Raw genomic sequence first — 17,539 nt, forward strand, 5'->3', positions numbered from 1 at the left:
CGATTCCGTCAGAAAAAAAGTGCACTCTGACCCCAGTTTCGACCCCAGTTTCGTTCGAAAAGCTAGCGAGATACTCCTAACAAAACGGCGTTTCGAACGATGTCATCCAGCAGGTCAATGGAAGACTGGGCACCGCAGCCAACAGCCGCCTCGTCGAGAGACCCATGCCAAACAACACCCCAGCGCGGATTCAAAAGACACACCCCAGAAACTAGTGGTGCACCTGCCGACCTAGCCAGCGCCGCGTAGGTAAAGAGTTGTCGAAGGTCAACTGCACGAAAACCGCGATCTCCTGCTTTGATCTCAACCAGCGTACTTCCGACAATCAAGTCACCAACGCAACTTGAAATTGAGCCGCACCCCCTGAACGGAGGCTCAAAGACAACTTCTGAACCGCCGGAAATGCGAAGAAATGCACCGATACTCGTTGCGACTTCGCGAATATCAGTTAGAACAGCCTCTGAAAACTCAAACCTACCCTGCGGAGCCTCACCCAACCAACTACAAACATCCGACCAGATTCGACACACGCCATCCTCACTGGCGGGACCAACGTCACCAGCTAACCAAATTTCTCTCGAAAGCCGAAACGCAGACTCATTTACTGGGCCATTGAGTTCGGCGGGTGATAAAGCTGTATAGGGCGGCACGAATCGCTCAGACGCCAAGTTGATATGGCGAATGAAATTGTCTGCAGATGGAGTGATCTCCCTCCACAACGAGGTATAGGATACGGAAAACTTGCGCTCTGTAATCACAACGGAACCTTTACCTGGCCGTTATTTGCCACCTTGTTCTTCGAAACCCAGCTAGCAATGATTGACTCAAAATCCCCAAGTGTAAGCTTCTTTCGCCAGTGATCACCTTCATCCTCCAGAATGTAGGAAGCGGCAACAACCGCCCGTCTCTCCCAGGATGATAGGTTCTGATAGTTTCGCCGCCGATCCGAGACGAACCACGCCAAGTCGCGATTTGCCATTGCTATGATTACATCGCGCTTCACCCCAATACTGGAAGTCTGCTGATAGATCCGAAGAAGGATCTGCTCCGACTCCTCATCGAGCGCCAATGCCAATACTCGAATGGCGTGAGCTTGATTTACGGGTACGTTAAGGATATGCGACTTCCCTAGGAACAGATCCTTTACCGCGGAGAGCATGCGAGACCGCGACACTTCATTAAGCTCAGACGCGACACTGGCGAATACCTGCATCACGAGAGGAAAGACCGGCGACAAAATTTCTAGATTATCCGCCAAAGAAACAACAGAAGCGGCACGAGCCTCCGTTCGCAAATGCTTGATGGAACGAACCAGCTTTCGAATAAAGCTCTCTTCAATCTGGGTTTTTCGCATCTCCCTAGCGAGCATCCCAACGACATCGAATTGCCTCAGCGACTCACGCAATTGTTCGTAGTCCTCATTCGCACTTTCGGAGTATGGATCATAGTGAAGTTTCAGAGACATGAAGCTGCGATAGACGGCCTGCTCCTCGTCTCCGCGCTCAGTCTCATCTGATTTCATGTTGAAGTGGGAGAGGTACTCCTCGGTTGACATGATTCTTGTCTTGGACTTTTGTAATGAGAGCCCATCACTCTCACCCATCTTCTGCGCGAGCATCACTAGCAGTCCGTGCGCTTCTTCTCTAGAGTTTGCAAACAGTCTGAAATCATCAACAAATCGAGCAAACTTAACGCCTTCGGCCAACAGCAATCTATCGGTTGAGTTCAAGAGCAATTCACTCAACAACCTAGCAGCAGGACCGCCCACGGGAAGACCGTAAGAGACTCCTCCTGAGAACTCGGTCAACAACCGAATGACGCGCTTCACCGCATCGCGATTCGCGGTAACTTTCTTTAGCGCATTCTCGAGACGATGGTGGTATATGCGAGGGTAGAAATCCGAAATATCAGTAAGGAGCACGAATTTATGCTCTCTTGCCAGACGTTCACAGCTTTCTTGAAAAGAGAACCAGCCTATCTCTCCGTCAAAAATATGCGCATCGCCCTTTTGTCGCCTAAATCGATACGAGTGAACCACTCCCTTTTCGACCGGCACACGGGCCACCTCAATTTCTGGCCCGAGCAAAATAACGAGGGACAACAAGTACAGATTCCAGACGGGATCAACTTGTGTGACCGCGCGAAATCCGCTGTAACCAACTGCCGCTAGGACCTTGTCATTCACAGGCGGCGCAGCGATGAGCATATCTTGGAAGCTGCCGTGAATTTTTCCGAGCAACTCCAGGATTTGCTCTTTCGAGTCAGTAAGTAGGGAGGTCTCGAACGATCTCGGAAACACATCGGTATCACCCAAACGTATGACATTCTCAAGGGCGTGCTCCATTGCCTGCTTCATGGCTGAAGACAATTTTGAGAAATGCTCGACCTTCTTTACCGTCGAACTAGAGGCTGCCGCCCTCGACCTTCTTGTCCTTGCGCTTGTTGCTGCCGACGGCATTACATCACCATCCCCTCCCTCAGTACGTCCCTGACCTTTCTTCACAACCCCTCCAATTCCGATGCTTACTGATTAAGAAAGAACTATAGACAAAAAGTTGACCCACGATTGGATTCCCTTCCGCGTTGCCAAAAACGGGGGGCTAAGTCGAAGCTCCCAGTGTGACGACACTGGCAGCCGGAGAAAACAAAGCCAGGGTCACAGTGGGCTATCCCCGATTTTTCAGTGGTGCACCGACCAGGAACTGGGTGCAGCCCGTTTTGCGCGGCTTTCTCCGCGATGCAGCATTCATGGCTGCCTTTGGCCCGTTCCTGAAGCGAGCAGACGCAGGCAAACTTGCTGCAGCGGCAGCCAAGAAAGTCCGTTTCATGCCCCTGCCTCGTATTTATTATCCAAGGAAGGTATTCGAAAGCCATTTCGAATGCATGCCGGCCAAAGGTAATAATTAGGTCTGCAAGTTCGTAATCGAAACACAGATGCCCAATCTGAGCGTCGCAAGTATCAACGGTGGGATTCTTGGGTGCATCCATGCACCCAACCCCTCCGAGCTTCGCGCTACGGGGCCAGCCTGCGGCTGTCCGAATTTGTTCCAGACAAATTTGTCGAACCAGTGGGTTCTCACCCAGTCGCTCCATCAGAAACGAAAACGCCCCCAGGCGGGGGCGTTTTCGTTTCTGGCGGAGAGAGTGGGATTCGAACCCACGGTAGGCTTACACCTACGGCAGTTTTCAAGACTGCTGCCTTAAACCGCTCGGCCATCTCTCCGGGTTTTGTGCTCGCGTCGTGCCTTAAGGCGCTGGATTACTCGCTTCGCTCGCCCCTTCGGGGCCGCCCTTCGGGCGTTCTTCGCGCTTCGCGCTCGTCCTGCCTTCGCTGGAATGACGAGAGGGGGCGTCATCGTATCAGGAATGGGGTGCGGTGCCCTGCCCTTTTTTCGACAAGGCAATCATGGCCCACAGCATGATGGCGACGGGAATGGCGGCGCCCAGCAGCGGGAGCAGCAGGATGGGCTGGCGGATCACCATGGGCACCAGTTGCGTCGCAGAAGCGAAGGCGATGATGGCGAAGCGCAGGCGGCGGCTGTGGCGGGCGAACCAGAAGGAGCCCACCACCAGCACGGTGGCGATGATGCTGAGCACCAGGTCCACCGTGGGCACGGGGAACATGGTGACCAGGCCCAGGCGCGTGAGCAGTTCGGTGGCCAGGATCACCAGCAAGGTGTAGCTGGCGGCGAGTTCCACCTTGTCCCAGCGCTGGGCGCTCATGCCGGCTGCCTCACGCGATTTGTTCGAGGTTGCGCAGGTACGGGCGCAGCGCGTCGGGCACGGTGATGGAGCCGTCGGCGTTCTGGTAGTTCTCCATCACGGCGACCAGCGTGCGGCCCACGGCCAGGCCGGAACCGTTCAACGTGTGCACCAGTTCCGGCTTGCCGGTGGCGGGGTTGCGCCAGCGGGCCTGCATGCGGCGGGCCTGGAAGTCGCCGCAGTTGGAGCACGAGGAAATTTCGCGATAGGTGTTCTGGCTGGGCAGCCACACTTCCAGGTCGTAGGTCTTGATGGCCGAGAAGCCCATGTCGCCCGTGCACAGCAGCACCTTGCGGTACGGCAGTTGCAGCAGTTGCAGCACTTTCTCCGCGTGGCTCACCATTTCTTCGAGCTGCGCATGCGATTGCTCGGGCGTGGCGATCTGCACCATTTCGACTTTCTCGAACTGGTGCTGGCGGATCATGCCGCGCGTGTCGCGGCCGTAGCTGCCTGCTTCAGCACGGAAGCACATGCTGTGCGCGGTGAGGCGCATGGGCAGCGTGTCCGCTTCGACGATGCTGTCGGCGACGAGGTTGGTGAGCGCGACTTCGGCCGTGGGAATCAGGTAGCGCTTGGTTTCGTTGACCTCGGTGGAGAACAGGTCTTCTTCGAACTTCGGCAGCTGGCCGGTGCCCTTCATGGTGTCCGCGTTGACGATCAGCGGCACGTTGCATTCAAGGTAGCCGTGCTCGCCGGTCTGCAGGTCGAGCATGAACTGCGCGAGCGCGCGATGCAGGTGCGCAAGCTGGCCGCGCAGCACGGTGAAGCGCGCGCCGGAAAGCTTGGAACCGGCGTCGGCATCGAGCCAACCGTGGCGGGCGCCGAGGTCCACGTGATCCTTCACCGCGAAATCGAACGTGCGCGGCGTGCCCCAGCGCAACTGTTCGGCGTTCTGGGTTTCGTCGTTGCCCAGCGGCACGGATTCGTGCGGGATGTTGGGAATGCCCAGCGCGATATCGGCCAGCTTGGCCTGCACTTCGGTCAGCGCGTGCTCGTTGGCCTTGAGCTTGTCGCCGATGCCGGCGACTTCGGCCATCAGCGGGGCGACGTCTTCACCCTTGGCCTTGGCCTGGCCAATGGCCTTGGACCGCGTGTTGCGCAGGTTCTGCAGTTCCTGCGTCTCCGTGGAGAGCTGCTTGCGCTGGCTCTCCAGCGCCTCGATGGCGGCCACGTCGAGTTCGTAGCCACGGGTCTCCTTGAGGCGCGCGGCGGTGTCGGCCAGGCGCGAACGCAGCAGTGCGGGGTCCAGCATGATCAATCCAGATGAAGGGCTTGGAACCTTGGATTATCGCTGCGGGGCTGGCTGGGGGGCAATGTTGGGGATTGGGGTGCGACACCGATGGCATCGCGGCCTGTTTTTTGCTCGTCATCCCGGCGTGCGCCGGGATGACGGGCGAAAAAGCCAGCACCCCGCCAGCAGCTACACGCGCCCCTGCCTTCCATTCCTCCCCAACCACCACGCCATCACCGCGCCGGCCAGCAGCCAGCCGACGGCCTGCTCGATCAGCGCGGCCAGGGTGAAGTTGGTGGGGAAGCGGTACCAGTTCCAATAGGGAACCATGGTGCTGAGCCAGGCGAATACCGCGGCGGCCAACGCAATGCTCAGCCGCGTCATGAAGCTGAAGGCGGCCAGGCCCATCACGAACGCCAGCGCGAGTGCGGACAAGGTGTCCGACGCCCATTGCCGTGGCAGCTGGCCGCTCATGTCGGAGAGGTCGTCGCCTTGCGGCATGTAGACCATGAAGGCATACGGCGACACTTTGGTCTTGGCCGAATAGGCATCCATGGTGGCCTTGTCGTGCATCTTGGCCGGGTCGACCGTGGGAACGATGTAGACGCCCGCCTGATCGCCCAGGCCCGGACGCAGGCTGGCGAGCACGGCGTCTTCGGCCACGGGTTGCCGCATGCCGACATCGCCCAGCCCCAGCGCCATGTGCGCCACGGCGCCCCAGATGAACATCACGATGCCGCCCATCAGTGCTGCTACCAGTACTCGCATGGCTCGCTCTCCCTCGATACCTACGGTGGTGGTGCGGCGAATCTATGCCGGCTCCGCGGGGCACCGCAAGGTCCTGCGCAGCAGCGACAGCGGCTGGATCAGCTCGTGCGCGCAACCCCGATGGGCAGCGTGTCGAGGCGATGCATTTCCGGCTCGTCCCACAGGGCGGGATTTTCCAGGCACGCCAACGCGAACGCGTGCGCGTCGTCGCCCCAGAACAGGCGGCCATCCAGCGAGAGCGTGGGCACGCCGAATACGCCTTCGGCGATGGCTGCATCGAAGTTGGCGCGCAGTTGTGCCTTCACGGCGGCATCGGCAATGGCGGCAGCCGGGTCGGCGATGCCGAGGCGTTCGGCCACGGGCGCCAATGCGGCGATGGTGTCGCCGGCGTTTCCCTGCGCCCATATCCAGTCGAAGATCGCATCCGTCGCCGCCACCGTGCTGCCGGCCGCAATGCACAGGCGCAACGCCCCCAGCGGGTTGAACGGATGCGTCGGCGGAAAGCGCAGCGACTGGCCGTTCTGGCGCGCACGCCACAGCGCATGGCGATAGGTGAATTCGCGCTTGCCCGGAATCTCCGCGGGGCCTTTCTGGCCGAGGCGATCAAGCAGGCCGGCGAACACGATGGGCCGCAACGTGACCTCACGGGTAGCGGCCAGCGCTTTCACCTTGGGCCATTGCAGCCAGGCGAACGGCGAGATGAAGTCGAAATACCAGGTCACGGACATCGCATCACCTCACGAAGCAGTTGGGTACGACCACGCGATCACTCGCCGCGCGCCTTGCGCCGCGCCTCGCGCAGGCTCAGCAGTTTCTCGCGCAGCTTCAGTTCCAGGCCGCGCTCGACCGGTTCGTAGAACACCGTGCCATCCAGCGCATCAGGCAGGCATTGCTGATCCAGCGCCACGCCGCCTTCGCTGTCGTGGTCGTACTGATAGCCCTGCCCGTAACCCAGCCCCTTCATGAGCTTGGTGGGCGCGTTGCGTAGATGCATCGGCACCTCGAGCGTGCCGGTCTGTTGCACCACGGCGCGCGCCGCGTTGTACGCCTTGTAGGCCGCGTTGCTCTTGGGCGCGATGGCCAGCCAGATGGCGAGCTGCGCCAGGCCGAGTTCACCCTCGGGACTGCCGAGGCGTTCGTAGGTATCCCACGCATCCAGCGCCATGCGCCAGGCGCGCGGTTCGGCGAGGCCCACGTCTTCCACGGCCATGCGCGTCATGCGTCGCGCGAGGTAGAGCGGATCGACGCCACCGTCGAGCATGCGCGTGAGCCAGTACACGGCGGCATCCGGATCGGACGAGCGCACCGATTTGTGCAACGCCGAGATCTGGTCGTAGAACTGTTCGCCGCCCTTGTCGAAGCGGCGCGTGCGATCGGCCAGCACCTGGGTGAGCGTGGCCTCGTCGATGCGATGGTCTTCGGCCAGTTCGGAGGCGATTTCCAGCAGCGTGAGCGCGCGGCGCACGTCGCCATCGGCCGCCTGGGCGATGAGCCTGAGCGATTCGTCGGCCACGTCCAGCTGCATGCTGCCCAGGCCGCGCTCGTTGTCTTCCAGCGCGCGCTTGAGCGCCATCACGATGTCGTCCACCGTGACCGCTTCCAGCACGTGCACGCGGCAACGCGAGAGCAAGGCGGAGTTGAGTTCGAACGAAGGGTTTTCCGTGGTGGCGCCCACGAAGATGATCACGCCACGTTCGATATGCGGCAGGAAGGCATCCTGCTGCGCCTTGTTGAAGCGATGCACCTCGTCCACGAACAACACGGTGCGGCGACCCTGCGCAAAATTCACTTCGGCTTCGGCCAGCGCCTTGCGCACATCGGGCAGGCCCGACATCACGGCCGAAATGGCGCGGAAATCCGCGTCCGCATAGCGCGCCACCAGCAAGGCCAGCGTGGTCTTGCCGCAACCGGGCGGCCCCCACAGGATCATGGAATGCACCCGCCCGGCTTCCAGCGCACGGCGCAGGGCCTTGCCGGGAGCCAGCACGCGCTGCTGGCCCACGATTTCATCCAGGGTACGCGGCCGCATGCGCTCGGCCAGGGGCTTGAGATCGTCGGGCTCCGCGAACAGGCCCGGCGCGTCGAACATATCGCTGCGTGACATGCCGGGCATGATAGGACATCGGGCCGGTGGAGGCGCCCATGTCCACCATCGTCAGGGCTTCGGTTCGCCCTCGCGCCCTTGCCGCAGCAGGCTGAAGGCCATGCCGCCCACCACCAGTGCGCCCAGCGCCAGCACCGCCCACAGCAAGGGCTTGGTCCAGTCGTAGGGCACTTTGGGCGCGGCCAGTGCCGAAGGGCCAGCCTCATCCGTGCGCGGACCCAACGCCGCCAAGGGCGGCAGCCATGGCTCGCCATGTTCGCTGCGCAAGCGGCTCAGCGCTTCGTCCACTGGATAGTCGCCGCGTCGCGCTGCGTAGCTGCCGGCCAGCAATCGATAAGGCGCGCTGCCTTCGGAAAGAAAGACAAACTGCGGCGGCACCCAGCCCACGCGCAACGTGGGTGCGTCCGCGAGCGGCGTATCGCTGTGCACACGAAGATGTTTCACGTTGCGAATGTCGAAGGCCGCGGTGGCCTCGCCGTTCTTGCCGCCCGTGCGCACCAGGTCGAGCGCGGCGACCTCCATCCATGGCGATGCCGCCGCATCCTGCGCCAGCACATGCACGCGCGCCGCGTTGTTGCCGGCAGGCAACGCAACAGTCACCGACTCCACCGGCAAGGCCGCCGGCAAGTCGTAGTCGACATCGCCGTTCGCCTGCCCGCTTTTCGTGGCCGCCAACCACTGCAACTGCGAGGCGTGTTCGGCGGCGGCATCGGTGTAGCTGCCGGAGAGCTTCGCAGTAGGTGCGTGACCCGCACTCCAGTCGACGTCGCCATCGGTGAGACGCACGCGGAAATAGCGGTACGCATCGCTGCTGGAGATATCGGCGTTCAACTGTTCGACTTCGTCCTGTTCGCCGTGCACGCGGGTGAGGCTGAGGTCCGAAGCGAGCAGGTTCCACTGCCGCAGATCGTTGCTGCCCTCCACCACCACATGCACCTGGAAATCCTGCGTCAGCGACGATGGATCGAGCGCAAGCCGATCCATCCCCATCTCACGGCCTGCATCGATCAGCCACGCATCCGGGCGTTGCACGGCGGGGCCGTGATCGGTCTGGCTGATGACGATGCCGCCTGCCGTATTGCGCTCCACCTTCACGCTATCGGCCGACGCGGCCGGCACCGGCAAGGGCAGCAGGCGCACCATCGTCTCGAAGTCGTGGCTGACCGGCGGCGACGGCGGCAGCGGCGCGAACGGCACGGGCCTACCCAGCGCATTGACCACGATCAGGTCGCGCAACTCTGCACTCGGGTTGACCGAGGCGTACACCTCCGGCGTCAACACCACCCGATAAGCCTCATCGGACGTTTTCGCATCGAGTGCAAACGCGTACGCGTAATCCGCGTTGCTGTCGGCCTGGGCCGCAGCCGCAGGCAACATCAAGGCGAGCGCAATCCAGCGAACATCAAGGCGCATGCCCGGTCTCCTCCATAGACGATGAACGGCGCGGCGGAGCCGGCGCCAGGTATCCAATGACACTGCACAACAAGCCAAAGGCGATGAACGAACCAATGCCGAACAGGTTGCCCAACTGGCGACGGTCGACCAGAATCAGCTTGGCCAACACCACGCCCATGAGGATCGCGCCCGCCAGCCAGAACAGGCGATGCCCATGCCGCGATCCCCACACCCAGGCAAACAGGCCCAGTACGCTCCACACCACGGTAAGCGACATCTGCGCGAGGCTGGAATCGGCAAGATCCCAACCCCACGACACGCCACCCAGCTGATGGACCGCGCGCAAGGTGAAACTGGTGGCCAGCGCTAGCACGATGCCGCCGAGCATGGGGCCACGACTTCGCTGAACTATCGCGGGCAATGAGGGTTCGCTCAGCCAGGCAACAGAGGCCATGGCGATCAGCAACAGCAGCAGTTCCAGCGGATTGATCAGCGGCACGTAGCGCAACGGCGCGGCATCACCGGCATGAAACAAGGCGGCAACGCCAACCAGCCCAAGCACCGCGAGCAGCGAATACTTCAGCGGCGCCAGCCACAGGGACATGGCCTGTTCCATCGGTGCAGCGAAAAGACGAGGCCGCGCGTGCGCAACCGCAAACGCGATCAGCAACGGCGCAAAGCTCAGCAACACAACCCAGCTATCGGACAACCAGCGCAGCCGGTCGAGCGACACGGCCACGCCCACCGCGGCCAGCAAGATCCATCGCCACAACCATAGCCAGTGCGCCGTTGCGCCAGCCCACGACGCGTCGCGAACATTCAGCAGCGTGCGCCAACCAAGCCCGGCCGCGAACAGCACGGCAAACAAATTCCATCCCTGCCATGGCTGTCGGTGATAGCCACCGGCCAACAGGACCCACGCAAGCATGAGCGCCATGCATGCCACGGGCGTCCACACCAGCGCCGCGCCAAGCTCGGGGGACGAACGGTAACGGGCCGCTTCCGCCACGCCCCACGCGGTGAATGCAAGCCACGCCAGCCACGCCGCGAACCGGCTCACATACGGCACGAAATGCGCGATCTCCTGCGCGCTGGCCGCCAGCCACCACAGCATCGCCCAGCCAAACAGCACGACCGAGAACACGCGATACAGCACGCGCCCCGCGCTCCAGTGCGAGAACAGGCCGCTGCTCGCCAAGCCGGCGATCACGATCATCAATGCGCTGATGCATTCGCGGTTGAGCACGGGCCATGCGCCATACGTGCCGTGCATGGATTGGTCGATCAGCAACGCACAACCCGCAAAGAGCTGCAACGCCACGCCGCTCCACGTCGCCAGCCAACGCTGTTGGCGCAAACCCAGCCAGATCAGGCCCGCGCCTTCCAGCGCAAAGATGCTGCCGGTCACATCCGCACGCAACGCCAACGGCACCGTAAGCGTCGCCAGCGCCACGGCGAGCACGGCCCAGGTATCGCGCAGCAGACGCATGGCCGGCTGATGGCGAGAGACGTAGGCAACACCCAGATAAATCACCGCCGCGACCAGCGTGGAGATGGCCAGGCCCTTGCCATCCCAGTGCAGCAGTGCGCCCTGCAGCAATAGGCTGATGAGCGGATTGCCGAACATCAGGCAGCCGTCGATCACCAGTCGCCGATCCACCGGCGCACGCACCACGTGCAGCCAGGGAATGGCCAGGTAGAACAGGAAATTCAGCACGAGGAATGGCTCGGTGCTGGCGAACAACGCAGGCTCGTAGCGAAGCACGCCCCACGCGCTGCCGACCGCAAACGTCGCGATAAAGCCCAGCAGGTTCAGCGCGCGCCACGAACGCTTCCAGGCGATGCCGAGAATGGCCAGATTCAACACGGCGTAATAACTGAAGAGCGCCACGTGGCTGCCGCTGCCGGTGGACACCAGGATGGGTGCGGCAAAACCGGCTAGCAGGCCAAGCACCGCCAGCGCCAGCGCATCCTGCATTACCGCGAGCACGCCGACGCCGGCCACCAACACCACCAGCAGGGCGAACGCCGCGTCCGCGGGCAGCAGATCGTAGAGACGGAACGCGGCGAACACGGTCATCACCAGCACGCCGATGGCGCCGCCCTGCAGCGACAAGGCGAACACGCGCTGCGTGTTGCGCTGGCGCCAGCCGAATGCCAGGCCGGCAATGGCCGCCAACGCCACCAGCGCCACGCGCAAACCGATCGGCACGCGCAACATGCCGGCATCGGAAGCGTATTTGAGCAGGGCCGCCACGCCGGCAAACAACACCAGCATGCCGATCTTCACCGGCACGTTGCCTTCGGTGAACCAGTGCCACACGCGCTTGATCAGGCGATCGGCCAACGAAGGAGCCGCTGGCGCGCGGGGCACCGTTTCGGAGGCAGGCCACGCCGCGGGCTCGGAACGCGTGGGCGATGGCGGCGCGACCGCCTCTTTTGCGACGGGCGGCAGCGTAGCCATCGCAGGCGCGGCGGCTGGCGGCGGAGACTCCTGCAAAGCCTCTCGCGCTTCGTTAGCGCCCACCCAAGGCTGTTCAACAACGGCGGGTTGCGCCGGTACGGTCTTCGTCAGTTGCGCACGAAGATCCTTCAGCTCGCGGGACAACGCCGACTGCCTGCCCCAGAGCAACCCCAGGGCGGCGCCGCCAACGATTCCGGCCAGGCCACCTTCCGTGGCCAGGCCACCCACGATTGCGCCAATCACTATCCATAGAAAAACCATGACCATCCATCTCCAGCCGTGCCGGGTTGTCATGGCAACAGTGTGACACGGACGGCCCGAAGACCGCCGTGTCCGCCGCGGCGTTCGGAGAACTCCTACCGAGCCTCCGAGCGGCGCGCTTCCGCCCGCTGCTCCATCCAGTCGTAAAGTACGGGCAACAGCAACAGCGTGAGCAGCGTGGAGGTGATCAACCCACCCACCACCACCGTCGCCAACGGCCGCTGCGTTTCCGCACCCACACCGCTGGAAAGCAGCATGGGCACCAAGCCGAGTATCGCCACGCTGGCCGTCATCAGCACCGGTCTCAACCGCAACGCCGTGCCGCGAACCACGGCTTCGCGCACGCCCATGCCTTTGGCGCGCTGCTCGTTGAGGAAACTCACCAGCACGATGCCGTTCAACATCGCCACGCCGAACACGGCAATGAAACCGATGGCCGATGGCACCGACAGGTATTGCCCGGTCACCGCCAGCGCCACGATGCCGCCGATGGTGGCGAACGGCACGTTGGCGAGGATGAGCGCCGCATACTTCATCGAATTGAACGCGGTGTAGAGCAGGATGAAGATGAAGAAGATCGTGGCGGGCACGATCAACGCCAACCGTTTCAAGGCGCGTTGCTGGTTCTCGAATGCGCCGCCCCATTCGATGTAGTAGCCCGTCGGAAGTTTTATTTTCTGCGCGATGGCCGCGCTCGCTTCCTGCACGAAGCCGTCGATGTCACGGCCGCGCACATCCATCTGGATCACCGCGTAACGTTGCAGCTGCTCGCGCCGGATAAACGAATAACCCTCCGCCTCACTGACGTCGGCCACTTGCGAGAGTTGCACGATGGCACCGCCCGGCGCCTGGATCGGAATGCGCTGGATAGCCTGCAGGGAGCGCTTGTCGCTGTCGTCCAGTCGCACGGCGATGTCGAAACGCTTCACGCCATCGATCAGCGTGCTCACCGCGTCGCCCCCGATGCCGTTGCGCACCACCGCGAGCACGTCGTCCGCGTTGAGGCCGTAGCGCGCGAGCGCGTCGCGATCCACGCGCACGCGTATCTGCGGCTTGCCCATATTGGGTTCCAGCGCAAGATCCGCCACGCCGGGCACTTCGCCGAGCACGCCCTTGATGCGAGCGCTGAGGCGATCCAGTTCGCCCAGGTCGTCGCCGTAGAGTTTCAAGGCGAGCGTGGCGCGCACACCGGAGATCAACTCTTCAATGCGCATCTGGATCGGCTGCGTGTAGCTCACCACGGCCGTGGGCAACGCCTCGGATAGCTCGCGCTGCATGTCCGCCTCGATGCTTTCCAATGTCTGGCCCTTGCGCCACTGCTCGCGCGGCTTGAGCGGCGTGTACACCTCCATGTAGTTCACGTCGGCCGTTTCGCCCTTCTCCGCACGGCCGATCATTGCCAGCGTGGTCTCCACCTCGGGAAACGATGCCTTGACGCGTGCAGCCACCTGGCGCGACACCTCGATGGATTCCTCCAGCGACGCCGACGGAATCGAGGTGATGCGCCACATGATCGCGCCCTCTTTCAGGTTCGGCATGAACTCCTTGCCGAGGAACGGGAACAGCGCAAGGCTGCCCAGCAGCGCACCGCCCGCCATGCCCAGCACCCAGCGACGACGCCGCAATGCCCAGGCGAGCACGACGCCGTAGCGCTTCTTCAGGAAGGCCACCAGGCGCGTGTCGCGCTCATCTTTGGGCTTCAGTGCAATGGCTGCGAGCACGGGCACCAGAGTCAACGCGAGCAGCAACGAGCCGGCCATGGCGAAGCTGATGTTGAACGCCATCGGCTTGAACATCTTGCCTTCCAAGCCTTGCAGGCTGAACAACGGCAGGAACACCACGATGATGATGGCGATGGCGAACGCGATGGGGCTCGCCACTTCCTTCGCCGCCGCAAGCACGGCAGCGGTGCGATCCACCGGCAACCCGTGTGCCTTGCGTTCGGCCATGAGGCGGAAGGCGTTCTCCACCATCACCACGGCGCCATCGACCATCATGCCGATGCCGATGGCCAGCCCCGCCAGCGACATCAGGTTGGCCGACAAACCCGCCTGCTCCATGCAGATGAAGGCGATCAGCATGGCCAGCGGCAGCGTGACGACCACCACCAGCGCGCTGCGCAACTCGCCAAGGAACAGGAACAGCACGATCGCCACGAGAATCGAACCCTCCACCAGGGCGCGCACCGCCGTGCCCATCGCCTTGTTCACCAGGTCGGTGCGCTCGTAGACGGGCTTGATCGTCACGCCATCGGGCAAGGCCTGCTGCACCGTCGCCAGCTTTCCTTTCACGGCATCCACCACGCTCTTGGCGTTCTCGCCGATGCGCGACAACGCCTGCCCCATCACCACTTCCTTGCCATCGCGCGTGACGGCGCCGGTACGCGGCGCGCCTGCTTCTTCCACCGCGGCCACGTCGCGCACGTAGACCGGCGTGCCGTCTTCGGACTTCAGCACGATCTGCCCGATGTCGCGCGCGCCCTGCACCAGGCCCAGGCCGCGCACGAGGTATTGCTCGCGTCCGACGTCGATGAAGTTGCCGCCGACCTGCGCATTGTTCGCCTGCAATGCCTGGATCACGTCCTTGAAACCCAGGCCGTGCGCGATGAGCTTCATCGGATCGAGGCGCACCTGGTACTGCTTCTCCTGCCCGCCCCACGAGGTGACGTCGTCGACGCCGGGCGCGGTGCGCAGCATCAGGCGGATGGTCCAGTCCTGCAGCGTGCGCAGGTCGCTGTCGCTGGGCGAGTCTTTCAGCGTGTCATCGGCGCGCTCCACGGTGTACCAGAACACCTGGCCAAGGCCCGAGGTGTTCGGCCCCATTTCCGGCTTGCCGTAGCCTTCGGGCAAACGGTCGCCCACCTGCTGCAATCGTTCGTTGACGAGCTGGCGCGCGAAGTAGATGTCCATGTCGTCGCTGAAATACACCGAGACATAGGACAAGCCAAATAGGCTGACCGAACGCACCTCCTCCACCTTCGGCAGGCCGGCGAGCGCGGATTCCACCGGCGTGGTGAGCAAGGACTCCACGTCCTCGGCCGCCAGCCCCGGCGCCTCGGTATACACATTGACCTGCACGGGCGTGACATCGGGGAAGGCATCGATGGGCAGGTTGCGTGCTGCCTGAACGCCGAGCGCGCCAATCACCACGAAGGCGATCAACACCAGCAGCTTGTAGCGCAACGAGAGTTCGACGAGACGCGCAAGCATCAGTCTTCTCCCAGTTGCGAGCGCAGCAGGCGCGCCTTGAGCGCGAACGCGCCCTTGCTGACATACGACGCGCCAGGCTTCAGGCCCTGGCGTATTTCGACCCAACCGTCACGAGTTTCGCCGACCTGCACGGCCACCGGCTCGAATGTCCCGTTGCCCATGGCAACGAATACCGTGGACTGGTTCTGCAACAACACGACCGCTTCCGCAGGCACGGCAAGCGCGCTGCGCCCGCCCACGGTGATGCGCGCATCGACCAGTTCGCCGGGATGCAGCAGGTCGCGCGTGTTGTCCACGGCCATGCGTACGGCGACGGTGCGCGTTTTTTCATCGGTCTGATGCGAACGTTGAACGACCTTGCCGGGCAGACTCTGCTCGTGGATGAGCACGCGCGCGGCCGCGCCGGGCATCACGCGCTCGGCGTCGGACGGCGGCATCCGCGCCTCGACCCACACCGAATCCTCCTTCACCAGCGTGAACAAGGTGCGTCCCGCATCGACGCGTTCGCCGACCAGGAACGCGTCGCTGGTGATGCGTCCATCGGTGGGCGCGAGCAGTGCGTAACTCCCATCAGCGCGCGCGGAGCCGGCTCGCAATACGCCTTGTATCTGCGCGTCCGACAAGCCATAGGCGCGCAAGCGTGCGCGCGCCTGGTCGCGCTGCACCTGCACCTCGGTATAGCGGCGACCGGACACGGCCTGCGATCCCAGCGCGGCAACGCGTCGCCATTCCTGTTCGGCCACGATGAGCGCGCCTTGCGTTTCGGCCACCTGCACGCTCGACAGCGTCACCAGTGGCTGCCCAGCCTTTACCACGTCGCCAAGTTTTACCTGGCGCGACAACACCATCGATTCGATGCGCGGCGACACCAGCACGGTGGAATAGGCATCCACTTTCACTTCACCGGGCGCCTTGATTTCCTCGGCGAGTTCGCGCGTAGCGAGTTTGGAAACGACGATGCCTGCGTCCTGCATGGCGCGCGCATCGAGCGCCAGGGGATTGGCCGTCTGCTGAGCGAAGGCGGCGCTGACCGCAAACGACAACACGAGCGCGCAAGCGGCGCGCTGAAGAAACATGGTCATGGGGAAGCTTCCTGGGTGCGGCCATCCAGCCAGTCGGTGAGGCGACCGGCGGCGGCGAGATAGTCGAACCAGGCCTGCCAGGCCTGGCTTTCGAGCGCGAGGGCGGAAAGCGCCGTGTCGAGGCTCTGCTTGAGCTGCACGAGATAATCGGACGTGCTGATTTCGCCGGCGCGCCAGAGTTTTTCGAGCAAGGCGGTGCGATCGTCGAAAGCCGCCGCGCGGCCGGCACGAAACGCCTGCCCCGCCGCGAGCAACGCGTCGTAACGCGATTGCGCCTCGCGCAGGGAAGCGCGAGTCACTTGCTGCCGGGCACGCACCATGGCAGAAGCCGCGCCCGCCTCGGCGAGCGCCGCATCGATTTCCGCACGGCCATTGTTGAGCACGGGCAACGGAATAGACACGCTGAGGCCAATCACCTGATCGGTCCTGACGCCCGTGTTCACGCGGCCGCCGGTCAAGCTCACGGTGGGATCGTGCAAGCGTGCCCGTCGCGCCACGTCGATGCCCGCCTGTGCGGCCGACTCATCGGCGCGCACCTTGAGCAGTTCGGGCCGATCATCGAGCGCCACCGGCACGATGCCGGTCGATGCAGGCGGAAGTCCCGCTGGCAATGGCGGCATGGCCGCCTCATCGCCAGCGACTGCCTCGAGCGCAGCGCGTGCCGCAGCTTCGCCTCCCGCCAACGAGGCCTGCTGGATCTGCGATTCGCCCAGGGCCAGTGCCGCAAGGTCGCGCTCCGGGCTGCTGATATCGCCCACGGCCAGGCGTTCGGCGGCAAGCGCATCGAAGCGACGCATCAAGGTCACGCGATGCTCGCCAAGTTCGCGCTGACGCGCAGCGAGCGCAGCCGACGACCAGGCCTTCAACCAGCGCGAGGCGACATCGCGGCGCTGCAGTTCGTACGACGCCTCACGACTGCGTTGCTCGGCCTCGGCCAGGGAGGTGCGTGCGCGTCGCTTGCCGGACATGTCAAGCGGTAGCGATAGCGAGGCGGTACGACGATCGACGTCGGCATTCTCGGCATCGAGCGACAGCGACGGGTTGTACACGGGCTGCGCCGCCGCGCGCACCCGCGCACGGGCCGCATCAACGTCGGCGCGAGCGGCCTGAACCTCGGGGCTCGCCTCCCATACGCGCTGCACGGCACTTCGGATGGGGGGCGCGGCGACGGGCGCCGCTTCTGCCTCGCCCGGCAAAGCCATGGCGCGGGCGACATGAAACACACAGGCAGCCCCGATAAGGGCCGCACGTAAAACGGACATG

At 63.4% G+C, this 17,539-nt stretch carries 13 protein-coding genes and 1 tRNA gene; 1 reads left to right on the top strand and 13 read right to left on the bottom strand.

Annotated features, from left to right (window positions below):
* Positions 1 to 62: 62 nt before the first annotated feature.
* Positions 63 to 758, bottom strand: coding sequence for a hypothetical protein (locus tag ABIC75_RS02465; protein ID WP_354012281.1), 696 nt, complete (start codon positions 756 to 758; stop codon positions 63 to 65).
* Positions 755 to 2,503 carry an RNA-directed DNA polymerase gene (locus ABIC75_RS02470; protein ID WP_354012282.1) on the bottom strand — a complete coding sequence of 583 codons (1,749 nt, stop codon included), beginning with the start codon at positions 2,501 to 2,503 and terminating at the stop codon, positions 755 to 757. The genes ABIC75_RS02465 and ABIC75_RS02470 overlap by 4 nt, the downstream gene beginning before the upstream one ends.
* Positions 2,504 to 2,619: 116 nt before the next feature.
* Here ABIC75_RS02470 and ABIC75_RS02475 point away from each other — a divergent pair, with 116 nt between their 5' ends.
* On the top strand, positions 2,620 to 2,907 hold the full coding sequence (locus ABIC75_RS02475; protein WP_354012283.1) for a hypothetical protein: 288 nt from the start codon (positions 2,620 to 2,622) through the stop codon (positions 2,905 to 2,907).
* Positions 2,908 to 3,133: 226 nt separating this feature from the next.
* Here ABIC75_RS02475 and ABIC75_RS02480 read toward each other — a convergent pair.
* From ABIC75_RS02480 to ABIC75_RS02530, 11 genes are all read right to left on the bottom strand, one after another.
* A tRNA-Ser gene (locus tag ABIC75_RS02480) sits at positions 3,134 to 3,223 on the bottom strand.
* 137 nt (positions 3,224 to 3,360) lie between these two features.
* The gene (locus ABIC75_RS02485; protein ID WP_354012284.1) at positions 3,361 to 3,723 is read right to left on the bottom strand and encodes an LrgA; all 363 of its coding nucleotides are present in this window, start codon (positions 3,721 to 3,723) and stop codon (positions 3,361 to 3,363) included.
* Positions 3,724 to 3,733: 10 nt separating this feature from the next.
* Positions 3,734 to 5,014, bottom strand: coding sequence for a serine--tRNA ligase (serS, locus tag ABIC75_RS02490; protein ID WP_354012285.1), 1,281 nt, complete (start codon positions 5,012 to 5,014; stop codon positions 3,734 to 3,736).
* 168 nt (positions 5,015 to 5,182) lie between these two features.
* Entirely contained in the window at positions 5,183 to 5,761 is a 579-nt protein-coding gene (locus ABIC75_RS02495; protein WP_354012286.1) for a hypothetical protein, read from the bottom strand.
* Between the two features lie 98 nt (positions 5,762 to 5,859).
* Positions 5,860 to 6,489, bottom strand: a complete 630-nt coding sequence (locus ABIC75_RS02500; protein ID WP_354012287.1) for a 2-hydroxychromene-2-carboxylate isomerase — start codon at positions 6,487 to 6,489, stop codon at positions 5,860 to 5,862.
* A gap of 38 nt (positions 6,490 to 6,527) precedes the next feature.
* Positions 6,528 to 7,865, bottom strand: a complete 1,338-nt coding sequence (locus ABIC75_RS02505; protein WP_354012288.1) for a replication-associated recombination protein A — start codon at positions 7,863 to 7,865, stop codon at positions 6,528 to 6,530.
* A 51-nt stretch (positions 7,866 to 7,916) separates the two neighbouring features.
* Positions 7,917 to 9,278, bottom strand: a complete 1,362-nt coding sequence (locus ABIC75_RS02510; RefSeq protein WP_354012289.1) for a DUF3999 family protein — start codon at positions 9,276 to 9,278, stop codon at positions 7,917 to 7,919.
* The gene (locus ABIC75_RS02515) at positions 9,268 to 11,985 is read right to left on the bottom strand and encodes a DUF2339 domain-containing protein (RefSeq protein WP_354012290.1); all 2,718 of its coding nucleotides are present in this window, start codon (positions 11,983 to 11,985) and stop codon (positions 9,268 to 9,270) included. The genes ABIC75_RS02510 and ABIC75_RS02515 overlap by 11 nt, the downstream gene beginning before the upstream one ends.
* Positions 11,986 to 12,080: 95 nt before the next feature.
* Positions 12,081 to 15,194, bottom strand: coding sequence for an efflux RND transporter permease subunit (locus ABIC75_RS02520; RefSeq protein WP_354012291.1), 3,114 nt, complete (start codon positions 15,192 to 15,194; stop codon positions 12,081 to 12,083).
* Positions 15,194 to 16,276 (bottom strand): efflux RND transporter periplasmic adaptor subunit, encoded by a 1,083-nt coding sequence (locus ABIC75_RS02525; protein WP_354012292.1) that lies wholly within the window; start codon positions 16,274 to 16,276, stop codon positions 15,194 to 15,196. Before ABIC75_RS02525 ends, ABIC75_RS02520 begins: the two co-directional genes overlap by 1 nt.
* The gene (locus ABIC75_RS02530) at positions 16,273 to 17,478 is read right to left on the bottom strand and encodes a TolC family protein (RefSeq protein ID WP_354013051.1); all 1,206 of its coding nucleotides are present in this window, start codon (positions 17,476 to 17,478) and stop codon (positions 16,273 to 16,275) included. Before ABIC75_RS02530 ends, ABIC75_RS02525 begins: the two co-directional genes overlap by 4 nt.
* Positions 17,479 to 17,539: the final 61 nt, after the last annotated feature.

Source organism: Dyella japonica, assembly GCF_040545895.1.
Taxonomy (GTDB): Bacteria; Pseudomonadota; Gammaproteobacteria; order Xanthomonadales; family Rhodanobacteraceae; genus Dyella; species Dyella japonica_D.